This is a genomic window from Enterobacter sp. 2VL (assembly GCF_005503595.1).
In the GTDB taxonomy this organism is placed as follows: Bacteria; Pseudomonadota; Gammaproteobacteria; order Enterobacterales; family Enterobacteriaceae; genus Enterobacter; species Enterobacter cancerogenus.
The window spans coordinates 652,186-668,368 of record NZ_SCNE01000002.1 but is presented as its reverse complement, the minus strand read 5'-3'; the positions used below and the strand labels follow the sequence as shown (position 1 = coordinate 668,368).

Below are 16,183 nucleotides of genomic sequence, written 5' to 3'. Positions count from 1 at the left end.
ACCAGCCCCTTCACGATTTGGGGGCCGGAAGCCAGGCTTCGGTGAAGTCAAACCAGCCCCGGGTATTCAACCGTATCCCGTTGACGCCCGGCGGGGCGCTGATCCGGTACTGATAGTTAAACAGCGGCGTCAGCACCGCATTTTCCATCAGCTGGCTGAATATCGCTTTAAGCCCGGCGTGCCTTGCCTGCTCATCCACCTGCGTTTGCACCGCGTCCAGCGTCGCCTGCAGGTGCGAATACTGCGGCGCGCTTAACAGATGCGGCCACAGCGGGTCGCAGCGTAACCACTGTTCGAGCGTATATTCTGGCGCTTCGCCAATCAAACGATCGCCCATCATGATGTCGGCCTGCGCCAGGGCCGGGCATCCATCCCAGTTTTTAGCGTCATGAAAAATCAGGGTCAGCTCACAGCCTTGCCGGGAAAGATACGCTTTCAACTGGTTCGCCATGGTGTGTAGCTCAACGGGAAGATGGTAAACCAGCGTCAGCGTTTGCGGCAGCGGCACGTCGGTGAGGTCCGGCCACTCGGGAATGCGCCACCCGGGAAGCAACTCCTCTGTAGGGGTGATTAACCCCTCGTCCAGCGGAAGGGTGTGCAGGAGCGTGGAAAGGTGGATGATATTGACCAGCCGTTTCGCCTGGCGTTCGCTGAGGCGGCCGCCCTGTTTAAGCGTGAGATAGCAAAAGCCGAGGCTGGTGCTGTTACTCACCAGCCGCAGACTGGCCAGCTCGTCCGGTTCGCCAATGGCGATTTGAACCGGGTGGCGACAGCTTGTTCCCAGCCCGGAATCGAAAAGCTGTGGGGTGATCCAGAACTCGATCGCTTTCAGCAGCGGGTGGTTCAAGTGGTACTGCTCATGGCTTTCAAGACGGACCAGCTCCGCATCATACAGGGTAAGCCTGAACGGACCGCAGCCCGTCATCGGCTGGTCAGGGTGCGCAAGCCGGCTGCAGTAGGTTGCCAGCCGGTGCGCCAGCCAGTAATCCGGGCGATGCAGCATAAACGTCAGGCACTGAGGATGCGTCACTTCAATGCGCAAAACGCTCTGAAACAGCTTTTGCAGGGCGGGCATGGCCAGCAGCCCCAGCAGGCTTTGTTGCAACTGGGCGGTGTCGACTTTATCGCCGTTGTGCCAGTGTAGCGTGGAGCGGATATAAAAATGCCAGCGCAGCCCGTCGGGAGAGACCTCCCAGTGGTGCGCCAGATCGCCCGCCGGTTCATTGCTGCTGTCGTGAAAGCGGGTTAATCCGCAAAAAACCTGGCTTGCCAGATGCTGCTCCGCCCGGCCGGGCAAAAAGCCGGGCGTTAGCGGGTCCAGTGAGCGGTAATAGGGGATGCGCAATACGGGCGTATCGTTCTGCCAAAGGCCACCCATAAACGGATGCAGCAGGGCGCGCAAATCCTCAGGGGCAAGCTGCGCCAGCTCGAGCGCATTATGCTGCTGCCCGCTTTTCAGCGCCTCTTCCATCATCGTATTACGCAGGGACTCCGGGGTGACGTGGAACGTCAGTTCACCGCGCTTGCCGCGGCCGGACTGCGCACGCCAGCTTAGCCAGCCCGCCTCCTGCGCCTGGCGCAGCAGCGTACGCACGTGCCGCTCGCTGCAAAAACAGCGGCCAGCAAGTTCGTTGACGGTGACCTGCTGTGGTGCACCACCGGAGGGCTGCCACAGGCGTTGATACTGATTGAGACGGTTAAGCAGGCGCATAAGAAACCCGGAACAATAATTATCATCTATTCACTATTACTTCCGTATATCTCACGCAATACTGATGCACAAGTTAATTGCATCTTTTTTCAGGAGTACTCATGGCTCGGCTCGCAGCATTCGATATGGACGGCACCTTGTTAATGCCGGATCACCGTTTAGGGGAAATCACCCTGAACACGCTGAAGCGTCTGCACGAGCGTGATATCACTCTGACATTTGCCACCGGTCGTCATGTGCTGGAGATGCGCCATCTGATGGGCGCGTTTTCCCTGGACGCGTTTTTGATAACCGGTAACGGGACGCGGATCCACTCCGTCGAAGGTGATGTGCTGCACCGTCAGGATCTCAACCCGGAAGTGGCGGACATTGTGCTGCACAGTACCTGGGATACCCAGGCCAGCGTACATGTCTTCAATGATAACGGCTGGTTTACCGGACAGGCGATCCCCGATCTGCTGCACGCTCACGTTTATAGCGGGTTCAGCTATCAAATCGTCGATCTGCGCCGCCTCCCCGCGCATGCGGTGACCAAGATCTGTTTCTGCGGCGATCACGACGATCTCCGCCGCCTGCGCGTACAGCTTAACGAAGCGTTAGGGGACCGCGCGCATTTGACCTTCTCGGCGGTGGACTGTCTGGAAGTGCTGCCGGTGGGCTGTAACAAAGGTTCGGCCCTGGCGGTGCTGAGCGATCACCTGGGCTTAACGATGCAGGATTGTATGGCGTTCGGCGACGCCATGAACGACCGCGAGATGCTGGGCAGCGTCGGTCGCGGTGTGATTATGGGGAACGCGATGCCGCAGCTGATTACTGAGCTACCTCATCTGCCGGTTATCGGACACTGCCGTAACGAAGCCGTGTCCCATTTTTTGACTCATTGGCTGGACAACAACAACCTCCCGTATTCCCCCGAATAGTGAGACCCTTCCAGCAAGCCAGACTTCGGTCTGGCTTTTTTTTATTTCAGCATCCCGGCAATTTGCGTTTTCCATGGCGCAATGTCACCTATATTGGCCTGCACCCACCCGGCGTTGTAATAGGTATCCAGATAGCGCTCACCGCTGTCGCACAGCAGCGTCACGATAGAGCCGGTTTTTCCGGCCTCGCGCATGCGCACCGCCAGCTGTAGCGCGCCCCACATGTTGGTCCCGGTGGAAGCACCGACCTTACGGCCAAGCTGTGTCTCCAGCCAGTGGGCCGTCGCCACGCTGGCCGCATCCGGTACGCGGAGCATCTCGTCCACCACGTCAGGAATAAACGACGGCTCTACGCGCGGGCGACCAATCCCCTCAATTTTGCTCCCCACCGGGCTGCGCAGCCCGGCATCACGGCTCTGCCAGTAGTCGAGGAACACCGAGTTTTGCGGGTCAACCACCATCAGCTGCGTATCGTAGCCCTGACAGCGGATGTAGCGTCCGATTGTCGCCGATGTGCCGCCGGTGCCTGCGCTCATCACAACCCAGGAGGGTACCGGATGAGGCTCGTGGGCCATCTGGCGGAAAATACTGTCGGCAATGTTGTTATTGCCCCGCCAGTCGGTCGCACGCTCGGCAAAGGTGAACTGATCCATGTAATGGCCGTTCAGCTCGCGGGCCAGCATCTCCGATGCGGCGTAGATTTCGCAGGCGCTTTCCACAAAGTGGCAGCGACCGCCGTAAAATTCGATCTGCTCGATTTTGCGTTTGGCGGTGCAGGAGGGCATCACGGCGATAAACGGCAGGCCAAGCAGGCGGGCAAAATAGGCCTCTGAGACCGCCGTTGAACCGGATGAGGATTCAATGATGGTGGTGCCTTCTTTAATCCAGCCGTTACATAACCCGTATAAAAATAGCGAACGCGCCAGGCGGTGCTTCAGGCTACCGGTAGGATGGGTGCTTTCATCTTTCAGATAGAGCTGAATGCCCGCAAAGCCGGGCAGCGAAAGGCGGATCAGATGGGTATCAGCCGAACGCTGGTAGTCGGCATTGATTTCGCTGATGGCATGTTTAACCCAGTTGCTATTCATCGTATTTATCCGTTTGTCATTTTGTGCCCAGCATAGCGAAAAGCACAGAAAAAATTGTTGCTATCTGGCCTTTAAAATAGAATGTAAGGAGAAAATTTTTCTCTGTGAGGTGGGTATGCTAGATAAAATTGACCGCAAGCTGCTTTGCCTGCTGCAAAACGACTGCACCCTCTCTTTGCAGGCGCTGGCAGATGCCGTTAATCTGACCACCACACCCTGCTGGAAGCGCCTGAAAAAGCTGGAAGATGACGGCGTCCTGCTGGGACGCGTGGCGCTACTGGATCCCGAAAAACTGGGGCTGGGGCTGACCGCCTTTGTCCTGATAAAAACGCAGCATCACAGCAGTGAATGGTATTGCCGTTTCGTTAACCAGGTTTCAGATATGCCTGAGGTGCTCGGTTTCTGGCGCATGGCCGGTGAGTACGATTACCTTATGCGCGTTCAGGTGGCCGACATGAAACGTTATGACGACTTCTACAAGCGGCTGGTCAACAGCGTGCCGGGCTTGTCGGACGTCACCTCCAGCTTCGCGATGGAACAGATTAAATACACCACTGCGTTACCTATTGAATAACTTCATACAATACCTTCAGGAACAAACCGCGTGCGATTATTTGCCCAATTGAGCTGGTACTTTCGTCGGGAGTGGCAACGCTACCTCGGTGCAGTCTGCCTGCTTATTATTATTGCCATTCTGCAACTGCTCCCGCCGAAAGTGGTGGGATACGTCGTGGACGGCGTGACCGAGCAGCATTACACCGCCGCACGGGTGATGATGTGGGTGGGGACGCTGGTGCTGACCGCGATAATTGTCTACCTGCTGCGCTACGTGTGGCGCGTGCTGCTGTTCGGGGCGTCCTATCAGCTGGCCGTTGAGCTACGCGAAGATTTTTACCGTCAGCTGAGCCGCCAGCATCCTGAATTTTACCTGCGCCATCGCACCGGGGATCTGATTGCCCGCGCGACCAATGACGTCGACCGCGTGGTCTTCGCCGCCGGGGAAGGGGTGTTGACCCTGGTCGATTCCCTGGTGATGGGCTGCGCGGTTCTGATCGTCATGTCGACCCAGATCAGCTGGCAGCTCACCCTGCTCGCGCTACTGCCGATGCCGCTGATGGCGCTCGCCATCAACCGCTACGGCGAAAAGCTGCATGAGCGCTTCAAGCTGGCGCAGGCGGCGTTTTCCTCCCTGAACGACCGCACGCAGGAGAGCATGACCAGCATCAGGATGATCAAAGCCTTTGGTCTGGAAGACCGTCAGTCAGCCCTGTTTGCCGCCGATGCCGCCGATACCGGGGCGAAAAACATGCGCGTGGCGCGGATTGACGCCCGGTTTGATCCCACAATTTATATCGCGATCGGTATGGCGAACCTGCTGGCCATTGGCGGCGGCAGCTGGATGGTGGTGCAGGGAACGATGACCCTCGGGCAACTCACCAGCTTTGCCATGTATCTGGGGCTGATGATCTGGCCGATGCTGGCTCTGGCATGGATGTTTAACATCGTGGAGCGCGGTAGCGCGGCCTATAGCCGTATCCGCGCCATGCTGGCTGAAGCGCCGGTCGTCAATGACGGCAGCGAAGCGGTTCCGCAGGGGCGTGGCATCGTGCAGGCGGACATCCGCGAGTTCCGCTATCCGCAGACGGAACATCCGGTGCTTGAGAACGTTACCTTTACGCTTGAGCCGGGTCAGATGCTGGGGATTTGCGGCCCCACCGGGTCCGGCAAAAGCACGCTTCTGTCGCTGCTCCAGCGCCATTTCGATGTGACAAAGGGGGACATTCGTTTCCACTCTCTTCCGCTGAGTAACCTGCTGCTGGACGAGTGGCGCAGTCGCCTGGCGGTGGTCAGCCAGACGCCGTTTTTATTCTCCGACACCATCGCCAATAACATCGCCCTCGGCTGCCCTTCGGCGACGCAGGAAGACATTGAGCATGTGGCGCGCTTAGCCAGCGTTCACGAGGATATTCTGCGCCTGCCGCAGGGTTACGAAACGGAAGTGGGCGAGCGTGGCGTAATGCTGTCTGGCGGGCAAAAACAACGTATCTCCATTGCCCGCGCGCTGCTGCTGAACGCGGAAATTCTGATCCTTGATGACGCGCTCTCCGCCGTTGATGGCCGAACGGAACATCAGATCCTGCACAACCTGCGCGAGTGGGGGGAAGGACGCACGGTGATCATCAGCGCGCACCGTCTGTCGGCGCTGACGGAGGCCAGTGAAATTCTGGTGCTGCAGCACGGGCACATTGCCCAGCGCGGGCAGCATGAGCATCTGGCTGAATCGCCCGGCTGGTATCGCGATATGTACCGCTATCAGCAGCTTGAGGCGGCGCTGGACGATGCGCCGGAACCGGAAAAGGAGGCGTCTGATGCGTAAATTTACCGCCCAGTGGCCGACGCTAAAGCGCCTGCTGGCCTACGGTTCGCCGTGGCGAAAACCGCTGTCCATTGCCGTGGGGCTGTTGTGGATTGCGGCCATTGCCGAAGTGAGCGGTCCGCTACTCATCAGCTACTTCATCGATAATATGGTGGCGAAACGCGACCTGCCGCTGGGGCTGGTGGCGGGACTGGGCGTGGCCTATATCGGGCTTCAGTTAACGGCGGCTGGCCTGCACTATGCCCAGTCGCTGCTGTTTAACCGCGCGGCCGTTGGCGTCGTGCAGCAGCTGCGTACGGATGTTATGGACGCGGCGCTGCGCCAGCCGCTAAGCGAATTTGATACCCAGCCGGTCGGGCAGGTGATCTCGCGCGTGACTAACGATACCGAAGTGATCCGCGATCTTTACGTCACCGTGGTCGCAACCGTCTTGCGAAGCGCGGCGCTGATTGGCGCGATGCTGGTGGCGATGTTTAGCCTCGACTGGCGGATGGCGCTGGTGGCGATAACCATCTTCCCGGCCGTCCTGACGGTGATGGTTATCTACCAGCGTTACAGCACGCCTATTGTTCGCCGGGTGCGCGCCTATCTGGCGGACATCAACGATGGCTTTAACGAAGTGATCAACGGCATGAGCGTTATTCAGCAGTTCCGCCAGCAGGCGCGCTTTGGCGAGCGGATGGGGGAAGCCAGCCGTTCGCACTATATGGCGAGAATGCAGACGCTGCGCCTCGACGGTTTTCTGTTACGCCCGCTGCTGAGCCTATTCTCGACGCTGGTGCTGTGTGGCCTGCTGATGCTGTTTGGCCTGACAACCCAGGGAACCATTGAGGTTGGGGTGCTGTACGCCTTTATCAGCTACCTTGGCCGCCTCAACGAGCCGCTGATTGAGCTGACGACGCAGCAGTCGATGCTCCAGCAGGCGGTCGTCGCCGGGGAACGCGTTTTTGAACTGATGGACAGACCGCGTCAGACCTACGGTGATGATGACCGCCCGCTGCAAAGCGGCAGCATTGCCTTTGATAACGTCTCCTTTGCCTATCGCGATGACCGGCTGGTGCTGCAGGACATCACCCTGGATATCCCCTCGCGCGGCTTTGTGGCCTTAGTGGGGCATACCGGCAGCGGCAAAAGCACGCTTGCCAGCCTGCTGATGGGCTACTACCCCTTAACGCAGGGAGAAATTCGTCTCGACGGGCGTCCTCTCGCATCATTAAGTCACAACACGCTGCGTAAGGGCGTCGCAATGGTGCAGCAGGATCCGGTCGTGCTGGCCGATACCTTCTTCGCCAACGTGACGCTCGGCCGACCCTTTACTCAGGAACAGGTCTGGGACGTGCTGGAAAAGGTGCAGCTGGCGGACCTGGCGCGGGGATTTAGCGACGGGATCAACACCAAACTGGGCGAGCAGGGCAACAATCTGTCCGTTGGGCAAAAGCAGCTTCTGGCGCTGGCGCGGGTGTTAATCGACACGCCGCAGGTGCTGATTCTGGATGAAGCCACGGCGAGCATTGATTCCGGCACCGAACAGGCGATCCAGCAGGCGCTGGCGGCCGTACGCGATCGTACGACGCTGGTGGCGATCGCCCACCGTCTTTCAACGATCGTGGATGCTGACATTATTCTGGTGCTGCACCGTGGACAGGTCGTGGAGCGCGGCACGCACAGAGCGCTACTCGAAGCGAAAGGGCGCTACTGGCAGATGTATCAGCTGCAGCTGGCCGGTGAAGAGCTGGCCGCCAGCACCCGTGAGGAAGCGTCCCTGAACGCCTGATGCACCATAATCAGGCATTGCGCCGACGGGCATATCCGTTGGTGCAAAAATGAAACGCACCGTGCACTGCCATGGTGCGTTTTTTTTCACCTGTTAAATGACAATCCCCGTCCTGCGTTCACCGCGCCGCTTTTTCCTCGCTTTTTCAATTCTGGCATACCGCTTGCAATAGCCTCTTCGTGCAGCTACGGCCAATACCGAATTCTGACTGGAGGGGATTTATGAAGCTCGTTACGGTGATTATTAAACCATTCAAACTTGAGGACGTGCGTGAAGCCCTGTCTTCCATGGGTATTCAGGGGCTGACGGTCACCGAAGTGAAAGGCTTTGGGCGTCAGAAAGGGCATGCCGAGCTTTATCGCGGCGCAGAGTACAGCGTTAACTTCCTGCCAAAAGTGAAGATTGATGTCGCAATCGCAGACGATCAGCTTGATGAAGTGATTGATATTATTAGCAAAGCTGCCTATACCGGCAAAATTGGCGACGGCAAAATTTTTGTTGCTGAACTGGAGCGCGTCATTCGCATCCGTACCGGCGAAAACGACGAAGCGGCTCTTTAATTAACGCCTGCATACAGTGATAGGGATCGAGAAAATGAAGATAGCAACGATTAAAACAGGTCTGGGGTCGCTGGCGCTGCTGCCGGGCCTCGCCATGGCTGCCCCTGCTGTGGCAGACAAAGCGGATAACGCTTTTATGATGATCTGCACCGCGCTGGTGCTGTTCATGACTATCCCGGGCATTGCGCTGTTTTACGGCGGCCTGATCCGCGGCAAAAACGTCCTCTCTATGCTGACGCAGGTGGCCGTGACGTTCGCGCTGGTCTGCGTGTTGTGGGTAGTGTACGGCTACTCGCTGGCCTTCGGGGAAGGCAACGCCTTCTTTGGTAACTTCAACTGGGCGATGCTGAAAAATATCGAGCTGACCGCCTTAATGGGCAGCTTCTACCAGTATATTCACGTCGCTTTCCAGGGGTCGTTCGCCTGTATTACCGTCGGGCTGATTGTCGGCGCGCTGGCCGAGCGCATTCGTTTCTCGGCGGTGCTGATTTTTGTGGTGGTCTGGCTGACGCTCTCCTACGTGCCAATTGCGCACATGGTCTGGGGCGGCGGTCTGCTGGCCTCCCACGGCGCGCTGGACTTTGCGGGCGGCACCGTTGTGCATATTAACGCTGCGGTGGCGGGCCTGGTCGGCGCATACCTGATCGGCAAGCGCGTGGGCTTTGGCAAAGAAGCATTCAAGCCGCACAACCTGCCGATGGTGTTTACCGGTACGGCAATTCTCTATTTTGGCTGGTTCGGCTTCAACGCCGGTTCAGCAAGTGCGGCTAACGAAATCGCGGCGCTGGCCTTTGTGAACACCGTGGTGGCTACCGCGGGCGCAATCCTCTCCTGGGTGTTTGGTGAGTGGGCCGTGCGCGGTAAACCCTCCCTTCTGGGCGCCTGTTCAGGTGCGATTGCCGGTCTGGTCGGCATTACCCCGGCCTGTGGGTTCGTGGGCGTTGGCGGCGCGCTGCTGATCGGCATCGTGGCAGGTCTGGCCGGTCTGTGGGGCGTCACGGCCCTGAAGCGCGTACTGCGCGTGGACGATCCTTGCGATGTGTTTGGTGTGCACGGCGTCTGCGGCATTATCGGCTGTATCATGACGGGTATCTTCGCCTCAACGTCGCTCGGTGGCGTGGGCTACGCGGAAGGCGTGACCATGATGCATCAGGTGCTGGTTCAGCTGGAAAGTATTGCCATCACCGTGGTGTGGTCTGGCGTAGTGGCCTTTATCGGCTACAAGCTGGCGGACATGACCGTGGGCCTGCGCGTACCGGAAGAGCAGGAGCGCGAAGGGCTGGACGTCAACAGCCACGGCGAGAACGCCTATAACGCGTAACCAGAGTCCATTGCCCGGTGGCGCTGCGCTTACCGGGCCTGTGATTTTGCTTTTGTAGGCCGGGTCAGGCGAAGCCGCCACCCGGCTTTTTTACGTCAACCGCGATTACGCATTACTCCTTCCTGCACCGTCGAGGCTACCAGGACGCCATCCTGGGTATAGAACTCGCCGCGCACAAACCCGCGGGCGCTGGATGCCGACGTACTCTCCACGCTGTAAAGCAGCCAGTCGTTCATGTCGAACGGACGATGGAACCACATGGAGTGGTCAATGGTTGCTACCTGCATCCCTTTTTCCAGGAAGCCAACACCGTGCGGCTGCAACGCGACTGGCAGGAAATTAAAATCAGAGGCATAGCCCAGCAGATACTGATGCACGCGGAAATCTTCCGGCACGCTGCCGTTGGCGCGGATCCACACCTGGCGTTTTGGCTCGGCGACATGGCCCTTCATCGGGTTATGGAATTCGACGGGGCGGATCTCGAGCGGCTTATCGCAGAGAAACTTCTCTTTCGCCTGAGGCGGCAGCAGGTGCGCCAGCGAGCGGGCGATGTCCGTCTCAGATTTCAAATCATCCGGTGCAGGCGCTGGCGGCATGGTCTTCTGATGCTCGTAGCCCGGTTCGGGTGCCTGGAACGAGGCGGTCATGTAGAAGATCGGCTTGCCGTGCTGGATCGCCGCCACGCGGCGGGCGCTAAAACTGTTGCCATCACGCAGGACTTCAACATCATAAACAATGGGTTTTGCGCTATCGCCCGGGCGCAGAAAGTAGCTGTGAAAGGAGTGCACCAGACGGTCCGTCGGGACGGTTTCCTTTGCGGCGTACAGCGCCTGGCCAACCACTTGCCCCCCGAAGACCTGGCGTAAACCTAAATCTTCGCTCTGACCGCGATAGAGTCCTTCCTCAATTTTTTCCAGGTTCAGTAACGTCAGCAAGTTGTTCAGTGCTTGACTCATAATTGTCCTCAATATAACGCCGTGGCGAAAGATACGCTGAGTATAACGCAGAAATCTAAGTGGTCCGATGGGTAGATTAGTCTGAATATCCGGTCAAAATTAGGCATTAATCAGTGATTTGTGCCACACTTAAAAACGTTATGTGAATGTAAACGACATCGGATGGGATCGATCCCGCTGGTGCATTGATGATAAGGAGACTTCAATGAAACTCGTGCCTATGATAAGTGGTCTTGCGATGGCGGTTGCGCTGTCAGCCTGTGCCGATAAGAGCGCCGATGTAGCCGTTCCAACCGCTACCCCGGGTGGAGTAAGTACACTTTCGCAGCAAACCATTAAGCAGCCGAATGTTTCTGGTACGGTATGGATCCGTCAGAAAGTGGCTTTACCGCCTGATGCAGTCCTGACGGTTACGCTTTCCGACGCGTCTATGGCCGATGCCCCGTCTAAGGTGCTGGCGCAGCGTGCGGTACGTACCGAGGGTAAACAGGCGCCGTTCAGCTTCGTGCTGCCGTTTAACCCGTCAGAGGTTCAGCCTAACGCGCGTATCCTGCTGAGTGCCGCGGTGACCATCAACGATAAGCTGGTCTTTATCACCGATACGGTTCAGGAAGTGATCAACAAAGGCGGCACCAAAGCCGACCTGACGCTGGTGCCTGTCCAGCAGACCGCCGTGCCGGTCGCGCCGCAGGCAAATCAGCCTGCGATGCCAACAAACCCTCCTACCCAGCTTTAATCGGCCTTTCGCCCTCTCTTTCGGGAGAGGGCGCTAATAGCGCCAGCGATACTTCTGTATATCAATCTGCCCTTTTCCTGACACCTGTACCCCTTCTGCGAGCAGCGCCTGACGCTGACGCTGTAAATCTGGCCCCGTGAGCGAGATGGCGCCGTGGCGGTTCACCACCCGATGCCACGGAAGCGTGCTGCCTTCCGGCAGGCGTTTAAGCACGCTGCCCACCTGTCGCGCCGCACGCGGTGATCCCGCCAGCCTGGCGACATCGCCATAGGTGGTGACAAACCCCTCCGGGATGGAGGCCACAATCTGCCACACGCGCTGCGGGAAAGAGTCGTGTTCGTCCATTACTGCTCCTGTCGGAATTGCGATTCTGGCGTTCAGAGGCCTGAAAAGGAGATAATACCTGATATTAAAGGGAAGTTTGCGCAATAAACCACCATCCAGTTGCGGGCGGCTTGCAATTAGGGTGCTGCATGGGGATAATGCGCCAGCGCGTTGGTTATCAACGCTCTCAATGGGGGCTCTGTTGGTTCTCCCGCAACGCTACTCTGTTCACCAGGTCAGGTCCGGAAGGAAGCAGCCAGGGCAGACGACGTGTGTGCCGGGATGTAGCTGGCAGGGCCCCCACCCATTTCTGCTCTCCAGACATTCTCACTCTTTCCTCCCTGTCGCGTTGACCCTGGAAACGGAATTAATCCACACAATTATTAGGATTATATTCCGCCGTGTAATATTTCTTTCATTCTCCTGAAATAATATTGTCATAAACCTGTAATAATAGACTGGCATTTTATTATTGGGCGTCTTTTTTCTGTCATAAGCAAAAAATATATATCTGGATAAGACTTACAACTTCGTGTATTAAATAAATAACTTATTGCGAAGGGATGTAACCATTATGGCTACTGCGGTATTAAACGTTAAAATTGATGAAGCGCTAAAAGAAAGACTTCGCCACTATGCCGAAGTGAATAATGAGAACCTGAGCGTGACCACAGAGAAACTGCTACTGCTGGCATTCGAAGCGGTAGAAGAGGCGGGAGTATCGGAAGAGGATATTGATAATCAGCATACGGAAGAAGAGAGCGTTTCTCCTTTTACTCCTAAAGAAATCAAAGCTCTACGAAAACTTCTGAAGAAGAGAAAATGAAACAACAACCCTCGACTGCCAGTGACTACAAAGAGGCCTGCGATCTGTTGCGTTCAGGCTATGTAAAACATGTTCGTCTTGGCTGGAATGTGGAAAGTGATGAGTTCTTTCGTATTGCGTCTGACTGGTGCGACACCGGCGCAAAAATAAAGAAAGAAGGTGAAAGTTTCGTTATTTCACTGAAGGGTTTCCCTATTCCTCCTCAGCACTAAATCCTGACCTGTGAAAACTGCTGACTGTTGCATGACAGTCAGCAGTTTTTATTATCCGCTTCGCTTAACCAATTATACCGGGCTTTGCTTCACGGGCGGCGTGGTGCCGTTTAGCGCCAGCCATAGCGGCTTAATTCTCAGCAGCGCCTGCTCAAGCTCCGCCGAATCGAGTGAAAAGGGCATACGGAGATAGCGGTCGAAGGCCCCTGAAAGCCCGAATCGCGTACCTGTTCCCAGATTAATTCCCAGCGCCTCCGCCCGGGCGGCAAGCTGTGTTGCCAGCATGCCGGGCAACTCAACCCAGTAGGAAAGCCCGCCCTCCGCTTCATTGAAGGTCCACTGCGGAAAATGCTCACGCAACAGCTCGCCGCAGCGGTCGCGGCGTTTCGCCAGCATGGCCCGGCGTGCGGGCAGAAAAGTCTCGCTGTTTTCGATAAGCCACTCCGTGGCCAGCTGTTCCAGCAGGGGAGAGCCCAAATCCAGCGTGTCGCGGGTCTGAACGAGGGTGGCAATCGTTCGCGACGACGCGCGGATCCACCCGAGCCGCAATCCTCCCCAGAAACTTTTTCCTGCCGAACCGAGCGTAATGACCGTGGCCTCGGGGTTGAACGCGGCCAGCGGCGGTGGCGGCGGGGCATCGAACCACAGATCGACCATGGTTTCGTCCACCACCAGCGGAGTGCGGGTTTTGGCGGCAATATCGGCTATCGCCTGGCGCGTTACGTTATCCATGCAGCGTCCGGTCGGATTATGGAAGTCCGGCATCAGGTACGCCAGACGCGGCGCGGTTTGCGCAAGCGTGGCGGCAAAACCGTCGGTGTCCCAGCCGGTTTCAGGCAGCGAGACGCCGACCGGCCTGCACAGCGCGCCCTGAATGGCGGCTATCGCCAGCGGGTACGTCGGATGATCCACCACCACGCGGTCGCCGGGGCCGGTCATCATGCGCAATACCAGGGCAAAACCGCTGACCGCACCGTTGACCACCATCACCTCATCCGCACGGGTGGGTAGCCCCCGCGCGGTGTAACGTGCCGCGATAGCTTCGCGCAGGGCAGGTAACCCCAGCTGATCATATCCGGTTAGGGTCAGGTGCTGGGCGATGGCCGTCAGCGCATGGGTGTAGGCCTGGTGAAGTTCAGGCCCGGCGCTGAGGGCGGCCGTTGACAGATCGAGCGCGACGCTTGCGGTGGAAAGCGTCGGGACGGCGCGGGTGTCCGGCAGGATCGCGCGCGAGCCGCTGCCGTGGCGGCTTTCCAGGTATCCTTCTTCCCGCAGATGCGCCAGCGCGCTGCTGATGGTTGTCCGGCTGACGTTAAGCGAGGTCGCCAGTTCTCGCTCCCCCGGCAGGCGCGTATTGAGCGCCAGCCTGCCGTCAAGAATGAGCAGACGTAACGCATCAGCCAGCTGTCGCCAGAGCGGGGTGCGGGAGGAGGGTTGCTGCCAGTGGCCTAACAGGCGCACTAAAGACTGGCTGCCGAAGCGGCGTGATGACATATGCAGTCCACTATTTGAAAACTGGACATTAATCATAGTGCCATTTTCCGCCATGATGAATGCCTGATTCATTGTAGAGAGCAAATAATGGTACGTCGTCTGGTTCAACTTTATATCGGGCTGGGGCTGTATGGCCTGTCGACCGCGATGTTTATCCGTTCGGATCTGGGTGTCGATCCGTGGGATGTGTTTCACCTCGGGGTCGCGCTTCAGCTGGGAATGACCATCGGTACGGTGATCATCCTGACCGGGGCGGCGGTCCTGCTGCTGTGGATCCCGCTTCGCCAGCTTCCCGGGCTTGGGACGATCAGCAACGTGATCTGTATTGGCCTGGCGGCGGATGCTTCAATGGCGCTGATCCCTGAGCTGACCTCGCTGCCGATCCGTATCGCCCTGCTGGTGTCTGGCATCGTGGTGAATGCCCTTGCAACCGGGATGTATATCGGCGCGGGCTTTGGCGCAGGCCCGCGTGACGGGCTGATGACCGGTATGCATGCGCGGTTTGGCTGGTCAATCCGGGTGGTGCGCACGGTGATTGAAGTCTCGGTGCTGGTGATTGGCATCGCGCTGGGCGGAACCTTTGGTGTCGGCACGGTGCTGTACGCATTATCCATTGGCCCGCTCATTCAGCTCTGTATGCCGTGGTTTCGCCAGAAGCCGCGAGTGGGTAAGCCCGCGCGGGTGATGTAATAATGCGAAGCGCTCACAGGTATTCATAAGGCCGATGTGCCAGAATAGCGGCATCTATTTTAACGGTGTCAGAGTGCATGAAAGCGATCACCCTTTATGACGTAGCCCGCCTTGCGGGGGTTTCTTATCAGACGGTGTCCCGCGTCATTAACGAGGCAGAGCATGTCTCTGCCCGGACGCGGGAAAAGGTCCGGCGGGCCATGGCGGAGCTGCATTACGTCCCGAACCGCGGGGCGCAGCAGCTGGCCGGAAAGCGCACCCGCACGCTGGGGCTGATAACCACCGACCTTGCCCTCCATGCCCCGTCACAAATTGCCTCGGCGGTAAAATCCCGCGCGGGCGAGCAGGGGGCGAGCGTACTGATTTCGATGGTTGAACGCCCTGAGCAGTGTCAGGCCGCCCTGCAGGAGTTGCTGGCGCAGCGCGTGGATGCGCTGCTGGTCAACGTTCCGCTCGACGATCCGTACGCGGAACGGTTGCAGTCGATGGCCTCGCCCGTGCCGATATTGTTTCTTGATGTGGCCCCTTCCGCAGAGGTTAACAGTCTGGTCTTTGATGCCGGGCAGGGGGCGCGACTCGGGGCTGAGCATCTTCTCGCCCTCGGACACCGGCGGATTGCGCTGCTCAGCGGGCCCCAGGATGCCGTCTCGGCGAAGGCGCGTCTCGCGGGCTGGCGCGACGTGCTGGCGCAGGCGGGTCTTCAGCCTGCTGGCGAAGCCTGCGGCGACTGGAGTGCCGCCTCGGGATACGAAAAAGGCCATCAGCTGTTATCGGGCGCGGAATTGCCCGAGGCCATCCTTGTGGCAAACGATCAGATGGCGTTGGGCGTGATACGCGCCTGTGCAGAAAAGGGGGTTGCCGTCCCCGGACAGATCGCGATCGTGGGGTTTGATGACACGGCCGACAGCGCCTGGTTCACGCCCCCGCTGACCACCATACGCCAGGCCTTCCGCGAGGCGGGCGAGCAAAGCGTGGAGTGGCTGCTGGCCCCGACGCAGGGCGAAACGCGCTGGCAGAAGCAGCTTCCCGTCACCCTGATCACCCGACAGTCCAGCGCCCCGCGCGCGCCTTTGCAGGCCGAACGTGAAGATCTGGCCCGGCAGCTAAGAAGCCTGGCCGTGCTGGCCGAGAAAATCGCGCGCGGGTAGATCTTTTGTGATCTGGCCCGCTTCCTTGCCGTCAGGTGCTTTACCC

General features: G+C 58.4%; 16 protein-coding genes and 1 other RNA gene. 12 read left to right on the top strand and 5 right to left on the bottom strand.

From position 1 onward, the window contains the following. Nucleotides 1–10: 10 nt before the first annotated feature. Nucleotides 11–1,711: an SgrR family transcriptional regulator gene (locus tag FFS28_RS07560; RefSeq protein ID WP_137849199.1), complete on the bottom strand. Its 1,701-nt coding sequence runs from the start codon at nucleotides 1,709–1,711 to the stop codon at nucleotides 11–13. A gap of 101 nt (nucleotides 1,712–1,812) precedes the next feature. Between FFS28_RS07560 and cof the strand changes: the two genes are divergently transcribed. Next, the gene (cof, locus tag FFS28_RS07555) at nucleotides 1,813–2,631 is read left to right on the top strand and encodes an HMP-PP phosphatase (RefSeq protein WP_137849198.1); all 819 of its coding nucleotides are present in this window, start codon (nucleotides 1,813–1,815) and stop codon (nucleotides 2,629–2,631) included. 41 nt (nucleotides 2,632–2,672) lie between these two features. Here cof and FFS28_RS07550 read toward each other — a convergent pair whose 3' ends face one another. Next, nucleotides 2,673–3,719: a PLP-dependent cysteine synthase family protein gene (locus FFS28_RS07550; RefSeq protein ID WP_137849197.1), complete on the bottom strand. Its 1,047-nt coding sequence runs from the start codon at nucleotides 3,717–3,719 to the stop codon at nucleotides 2,673–2,675. A gap of 115 nt (nucleotides 3,720–3,834) precedes the next feature. Here FFS28_RS07550 and FFS28_RS07545 point away from each other — a divergent pair, with 115 nt between their 5' ends. From FFS28_RS07545 to amtB, 5 genes are all read left to right on the top strand, one after another. Further along, a complete protein-coding gene (locus FFS28_RS07545; RefSeq protein ID WP_006176918.1) occupies nucleotides 3,835–4,293 on the top strand; it encodes an Lrp/AsnC family transcriptional regulator in 459 nt (152 codons plus the stop codon). Between the two features lie 30 nt (nucleotides 4,294–4,323). Next, nucleotides 4,324–6,096 (top strand): SmdA family multidrug ABC transporter permease/ATP-binding protein, encoded by a 1,773-nt coding sequence (locus FFS28_RS07540; protein ID WP_137849196.1) that lies wholly within the window; start codon nucleotides 4,324–4,326, stop codon nucleotides 6,094–6,096. Further along, nucleotides 6,089–7,870: a SmdB family multidrug efflux ABC transporter permease/ATP-binding protein gene (locus tag FFS28_RS07535; protein WP_137849195.1), complete on the top strand. Its 1,782-nt coding sequence runs from the start codon at nucleotides 6,089–6,091 to the stop codon at nucleotides 7,868–7,870. The genes FFS28_RS07540 and FFS28_RS07535 overlap by 8 nt, the downstream gene beginning before the upstream one ends. Before the next feature lie 221 nt (nucleotides 7,871–8,091). Then, on the top strand, nucleotides 8,092–8,430 hold the full coding sequence (gene glnK / locus FFS28_RS07530; RefSeq protein WP_006176921.1) for a P-II family nitrogen regulator: 339 nt from the start codon (nucleotides 8,092–8,094) through the stop codon (nucleotides 8,428–8,430). 34 nt (nucleotides 8,431–8,464) lie between these two features. Beyond that, a complete protein-coding gene (gene amtB / locus FFS28_RS07525) occupies nucleotides 8,465–9,751 on the top strand; it encodes an ammonium transporter AmtB (protein ID WP_058609285.1) in 1,287 nt (428 codons plus the stop codon). Between the two features lie 95 nt (nucleotides 9,752–9,846). On the opposite strand, the gene tesB is transcribed toward amtB, so the two are convergent. Continuing rightward, nucleotides 9,847–10,707, bottom strand: coding sequence for an acyl-CoA thioesterase II (gene tesB, locus FFS28_RS07520; protein ID WP_006176923.1), 861 nt, complete (start codon nucleotides 10,705–10,707; stop codon nucleotides 9,847–9,849). A 205-nt stretch (nucleotides 10,708–10,912) separates the two neighbouring features. Here tesB and FFS28_RS07515 point away from each other — a divergent pair, with 205 nt between their 5' ends. Next, nucleotides 10,913–11,443 carry a YbaY family lipoprotein gene (locus tag FFS28_RS07515; RefSeq protein ID WP_137849194.1) on the top strand — a complete coding sequence of 177 codons (531 nt, stop codon included), beginning with the start codon at nucleotides 10,913–10,915 and terminating at the stop codon, nucleotides 11,441–11,443. A gap of 33 nt (nucleotides 11,444–11,476) precedes the next feature. On the opposite strand, the gene FFS28_RS07510 is transcribed toward FFS28_RS07515, so the two are convergent. Beyond that, on the bottom strand, nucleotides 11,477–11,788 hold the full coding sequence (locus FFS28_RS07510) for an MGMT family protein (RefSeq protein WP_137849193.1): 312 nt from the start codon (nucleotides 11,786–11,788) through the stop codon (nucleotides 11,477–11,479). Nucleotides 11,789–11,967: 179 nt separating this feature from the next. On the opposite strand from FFS28_RS07510, the gene ffs reads away from it, so the two are divergent. The 3 genes from ffs to FFS28_RS07495 all read left to right on the top strand — a co-directional run bounded on the left by ffs (nucleotide 11,968) and on the right by FFS28_RS07495 (nucleotide 12,805). Further along, nucleotides 11,968–12,064, top strand: an RNA gene (gene ffs, locus FFS28_RS07505) — signal recognition particle sRNA small type. A 277-nt stretch (nucleotides 12,065–12,341) separates the two neighbouring features. Beyond that, the gene (locus FFS28_RS07500) at nucleotides 12,342–12,593 is read left to right on the top strand and encodes a hypothetical protein (protein WP_006176926.1); all 252 of its coding nucleotides are present in this window, start codon (nucleotides 12,342–12,344) and stop codon (nucleotides 12,591–12,593) included. Further along, complete coding sequence (locus FFS28_RS07495) at nucleotides 12,590–12,805, top strand: hypothetical protein (RefSeq protein ID WP_006176927.1); 216 nt, start codon at nucleotides 12,590–12,592, stop codon at nucleotides 12,803–12,805. The genes FFS28_RS07500 and FFS28_RS07495 overlap by 4 nt, the downstream gene beginning before the upstream one ends. 72 nt (nucleotides 12,806–12,877) lie before the next feature. On the opposite strand, the gene yczR is transcribed toward FFS28_RS07495, so the two are convergent. Further along, nucleotides 12,878–14,299: a MocR-like transcription factor YczR gene (yczR, locus tag FFS28_RS07490; protein WP_102892085.1), complete on the bottom strand. Its 1,422-nt coding sequence runs from the start codon at nucleotides 14,297–14,299 to the stop codon at nucleotides 12,878–12,880. A gap of 87 nt (nucleotides 14,300–14,386) precedes the next feature. On the opposite strand from yczR, the gene yczE reads away from it, so the two are divergent. Both yczE and FFS28_RS07480 read left to right on the top strand, forming a co-directional pair. Beyond that, on the top strand, nucleotides 14,387–14,989 hold the full coding sequence (gene yczE, locus FFS28_RS07485) for a membrane protein YczE (protein WP_137849192.1): 603 nt from the start codon (nucleotides 14,387–14,389) through the stop codon (nucleotides 14,987–14,989). A gap of 77 nt (nucleotides 14,990–15,066) precedes the next feature. Next, entirely contained in the window at nucleotides 15,067–16,137 is a 1,071-nt protein-coding gene (locus FFS28_RS07480; RefSeq protein ID WP_137849191.1) for a LacI family DNA-binding transcriptional regulator, read from the top strand. Nucleotides 16,138–16,183 lie beyond the last annotated feature (46 nt).

Bases quoted from the DNA above. Each gene is read 5' to 3' on its own strand.
- FFS28_RS07495 (WP_006176927.1), top strand. From the start codon at position 12,590: ATGAAACAACAACCCTCGACTGCCAGTGACTACAAAGAGGCCTGCGAT.
- FFS28_RS07515 (WP_137849194.1), top strand. From the start codon at position 10,913: ATGAAACTCGTGCCTATGATAAGTGGTCTTGCGATGGCGGTTGCGCTG.
- cof (WP_137849198.1), top strand. From the start codon at position 1,813: ATGGCTCGGCTCGCAGCATTCGATATGGACGGCACCTTGTTAATGCCG.
- FFS28_RS07535 (WP_137849195.1), top strand. From the start codon at position 6,089: ATGCGTAAATTTACCGCCCAGTGGCCGACGCTAAAGCGCCTGCTGGCC.
- yczR (WP_102892085.1), bottom strand. From the start codon at position 14,299: ATGTCATCACGCCGCTTCGGCAGCCAGTCTTTAGTGCGCCTGTTAGGC.
- FFS28_RS07510 (WP_137849193.1), bottom strand. From the start codon at position 11,788: ATGGACGAACACGACTCTTTCCCGCAGCGCGTGTGGCAGATTGTGGCC.
- FFS28_RS07500 (WP_006176926.1), top strand. From the start codon at position 12,342: ATGGCTACTGCGGTATTAAACGTTAAAATTGATGAAGCGCTAAAAGAA.
- yczE (WP_137849192.1), top strand. From the start codon at position 14,387: ATGGTACGTCGTCTGGTTCAACTTTATATCGGGCTGGGGCTGTATGGC.
- FFS28_RS07480 (WP_137849191.1), top strand. From the start codon at position 15,067: ATGAAAGCGATCACCCTTTATGACGTAGCCCGCCTTGCGGGGGTTTCT.
- FFS28_RS07550 (WP_137849197.1), bottom strand. From the start codon at position 3,719: ATGAATAGCAACTGGGTTAAACATGCCATCAGCGAAATCAATGCCGAC.
- tesB (WP_006176923.1), bottom strand. From the start codon at position 10,707: ATGAGTCAAGCACTGAACAACTTGCTGACGTTACTGAACCTGGAAAAA.
- glnK (WP_006176921.1), top strand. From the start codon at position 8,092: ATGAAGCTCGTTACGGTGATTATTAAACCATTCAAACTTGAGGACGTG.
- FFS28_RS07545 (WP_006176918.1), top strand. From the start codon at position 3,835: ATGCTAGATAAAATTGACCGCAAGCTGCTTTGCCTGCTGCAAAACGAC.
- FFS28_RS07560 (WP_137849199.1), bottom strand. From the start codon at position 1,711: ATGCGCCTGCTTAACCGTCTCAATCAGTATCAACGCCTGTGGCAGCCC.
- amtB (WP_058609285.1), top strand. From the start codon at position 8,465: ATGAAGATAGCAACGATTAAAACAGGTCTGGGGTCGCTGGCGCTGCTG.